The sequence below is a fragment of the Delftia sp. ASV31 genome, from assembly GCF_016428765.1.
Classification (GTDB): Bacteria; Pseudomonadota; Gammaproteobacteria; order Burkholderiales; family Burkholderiaceae_C; genus Comamonas; species Comamonas acidovorans.
Genome location: NZ_JAELTK010000168.1, coordinates 1 through 3,186, shown reverse-complemented (window position 1 = coordinate 3,186; position 3,186 = coordinate 1). Strand labels below are relative to the sequence as shown.

Sequence of the window (3,186 nt, the reverse complement as noted above, 5' to 3'; positions counted from 1 at the left end):
AGATGTGTATAAGAGACAGTGCATATACTCGTATCACGGAATTCAAGCATTTGACTGGCCAGCAGCATAGCGGTACGTCCATTGTGCGAGAGTACCCGCAAGCCGAAGGTGATCCCTACTATCCAATCCCCAGCGATGACAGCGAGGCGTTGTTCAAGCGCTATCAGGAGCTGGCAGAAGCCGAGACAGGTGTGACATTCGTGGGGCGGCTGGCCGAGTACCGTTACTACAACATGGACCAGGTGGTGGCGGCTGCACTGGCTGCAGCACAGCGTTTGTCGCAGCAGTTGATGGGCGGAGACTGAGCCTGGAATGGCAATGCGCATCGCTTTTCTATGCAAACGCCGCTATATGGGCAAGGATGTGATCCTTGACCGTTATGCGCGGCTCTATGAAATTCCTCGGCAACTTGCCGTGCTGGGGCACGAAGTACGCGGCTACTGCCTGGACTACCACACCAGGCAGGCAGATGCTGAGGTGTCTTGGCGGCATCAGACTGACGCAGGCAGTCTGTTATGGGCCAGCGAGTCGGTCCACGGGCTTTCCTTGCCACGGTTGGCACGATACCCGTGGCATCTGTTGGACCAGCTGGAGAGGTTTCGGCCGCAGGTGTTGGTGGGGGCATCCGATATTCCGCACGTGGCGCTGACCGGCTGGTTGGCCAGGCGTCTGGGCTTGCCTTATGCCGTGGATCTTTACGACAACTTCGAAGGCTTTGGCCAAGCGCGCATTCCCGGCTTTGTTCCGGCGCTTCGCAAGGCCACCCGCAATGCTTCGCTGGTTGTGACAACCAGCGAGCCGCTGCGGCAGATGGTCTTGAAGGACTATGGTGCCCAAGGGCAAGTCGTTTCCATGCCCAGTAGCGTCGATCTGCAGGTTTTCTGCCGAGGTGACAAGTCGGAAGCACGCCGGCGCCTGGGCCTGCCTGAAGACCTGGTGCTGATCGGCACGGCAGGAGGGTTGCACAAGGACAAAGGTGTGGAGCCGCTATACCGGGCATGGGCAAGCATTGCTGCCCGGCATCCCACTGCACGCCTGGTTCTGGCGGGCCCTTATCGGCCCGAGCTACCCCCGCCGCAGGGAGATCGCGTCCACTACCTGGGCCATCTGGACCATGCCCAGGTGGCGGATCTGTTCCGGGCTCTGGATGTGGGTGTCATCTCCATTCTGGATACGCCGTTCGGACGCTACTGTTTCCCGCAGAAGGCCTATGAAATGCTGGCTTGCGGACTGAGCGTTGTGGTGGCTGACATCGGCGAGATGTCGGCGCTGTTCGCGCGGACGCCACAGATCATGTTTCCTCCGGGCGACGCCGACGGTCTGGCACGGGCTTTGGAGCATCAACTGAGCATGCACGTGGATTCCAGGATTCCGGTACAGGGCTGGCCGGATCTGATTGCGGGCATAGAGCCTATTTTGCTGCGGATGGCAGAGCAAAGCACTGCCTCGGGTCGCAGCTAATGGTCTAGTGGCAGGCCGGCCTGCTTCAGCAACTGACTGTAGCGAGCCGCCACATGCTCCCAGCCTAGCCGTTCCAGCAGTGCTGCGCGCATGGCCAGTGCTTGCTTGCCCGCGGTCTCGGGTGCTTGCAGGCGGCCCAGAATTGCCGCTGTCAATGCGCCGCTGTCACGGGGGTCTACCATGCATTCTTGTGCATGTGGTCCGAAGATATCCTGTAGGCCTTCCACATTGCCCGCAACGGCCGGGCAGCCGCAGGCCACGGCCTCCATGAGCGCAACGGGCAGACCTTCCTGGTCACCGGACTCGGCCCGCACGAAAGGTGCCACAAACAGAGCGGCGCTCTGATAGAGCTGCGGCAGGTCCTTCTGGGCCACTGCTCCCAGAAAGCGCACGCTTTGCTGTAGATCAAGTTCCATCACCCTGTGTTTGAGTTGCGCCTCGTCAGGCCCGAAACCTGCGATGGTCAAATGCAGGTCGGGTTGGGCCCGGAGCAGCGCAGGCAAGGCGTCAAGCAGATAACGCAGCCCCTTTTTTTCAACGAGTCGTCCTACGAACAGCAGCTCGTTGCGTGACCGCTGCGCTGCATTACCTGGCACGAAGCGGTTTGCCATATCCACGCCCATGGGTACGACAGAGACTTTGTCCGTGTCTCCTCCCAGCTGTCCTATTGCTGTGCGCATGGCCGTGCTGACCACGGTTGCGGAATGGGCGCGGCGCAGTACTGTGCGCTTGAGCGCCTGCAAAGGCCCGCCGCGCAGCGCATACAGATCAGCACCATGAGAGGTGACGACAAAGGTGGGCCTGGATCCAGGCAAGCGCTGCAGCATGGCTGCGATAAGGCCTTGGGGGATCAGCCAGTGCGCGTGGATTGATGCGATCCGGTGTTGTTGGCATAGCCTCCAAGCCTGCCAGGCTTGCATCAGCACGAAGCCTGGCACCAGCAGCAGCTTCCAGCGGTCATTGCGCAGGTTGGTAACAATGCCGCCGTTGTTCACCAGCGTCTGCAGGCGCTCCGGGGCATAGCGGTAGCGAATGACTTCCACGCCATCCATGGTTTCGGTTGGCTTGGCTCCCGCTGCATGAGGACAGAGCACGATGACACGGAAGTCTGAGCATAGCCTGCGTGACAGCTCATGGACAAAACCTGGCTCCGGATCGTCTGTCCATCGCGGGTATGTAGAAGCCAGTACAAGCAGAACTGGCTTGGGGCTGGATACGCTGCTCACTTACGGTCCTGGTACATCAGCGCGGTGATCTGTTCGGAGATCAGTCCCATCAGAAATACCATGACGCTGCCACTGTAGAGCAGAGCGCTCATGTTCGTGAAGCGGCCCTGGTGCCACCAGGTCCAGCCGTACCAACCGGAAGCCAGCAGGAACATGCTCAAGGCAACCGGAGCGAAAATCTTCAGCGGCGAGAACAGGGTGCCGATCTTGAAAATAATCAGCAGGAAGCGCGCCCCATCTCGAAGCAGTCGGATATGGCTTGTACCGATACGGGGCGCTGCATGTATGGGAATGTAGGCTACCGAGTAGCCAGCACGAAAGAATGCCATCGTGCTGGTGGTCGGGTAGGAGAATCCATTGGGCAGTAAGTAAAGAAATTCGCGAAATTTGCTGGTACGAACGGCTCGGAAACCGGAGGTGAGGTCTTCTACGCGATGGCCTGTCATCCAAGTAGCAAGCCTGTTGTACAAGCCATTGGCCCTGTCTCTTATACACATCT

The 3,186-nt window shown here is 59.6% G+C and carries 3 protein-coding genes and 1 pseudogene; 2 read left to right on the top strand and 2 right to left on the bottom strand.

Annotated features, from left to right (window positions below; translation table 11 throughout):
- Together JHD82_RS28660 and JHD82_RS28655 are read left to right on the top strand one after the other, a co-directional pair.
- Positions 1 to 305 (top strand): UDP-galactopyranose mutase (locus JHD82_RS28660; RefSeq protein ID WP_233174941.1); only part of this gene is annotated, 305 nt, incomplete at its 5' end.
- A 7-nt stretch (positions 306 to 312) separates the two neighbouring features.
- Positions 313 to 1,461 carry a glycosyltransferase family 4 protein gene (locus tag JHD82_RS28655; RefSeq protein ID WP_233174940.1) on the top strand — a complete coding sequence of 383 codons (1,149 nt, stop codon included), beginning with the start codon at positions 313 to 315 and terminating at the stop codon, positions 1,459 to 1,461.
- On the opposite strand, the gene JHD82_RS28650 is transcribed toward JHD82_RS28655, so the two are convergent.
- The gene (locus JHD82_RS28650; RefSeq protein WP_199140261.1) at positions 1,458 to 2,687 is read right to left on the bottom strand and encodes a glycosyltransferase; all 1,230 of its coding nucleotides are present in this window, start codon (positions 2,685 to 2,687) and stop codon (positions 1,458 to 1,460) included. The genes JHD82_RS28655 and JHD82_RS28650 overlap by 4 nt on opposite strands.
- Positions 2,684 to 3,186 (bottom strand): annotated as a pseudogene (locus JHD82_RS28645) (glycosyltransferase family 2 protein); the annotation flags it as partial. The pseudogene JHD82_RS28645 and the gene JHD82_RS28650, both read right to left, overlap by 4 nt.

Excerpts from the sequence above, each read along its gene's own strand:
- JHD82_RS28655 (WP_233174940.1), top strand. The coding sequence starts at position 313 with ATGGCAATGCGCATCGCTTTTCTATGCAAACGCCGCTATATGGGCAAG.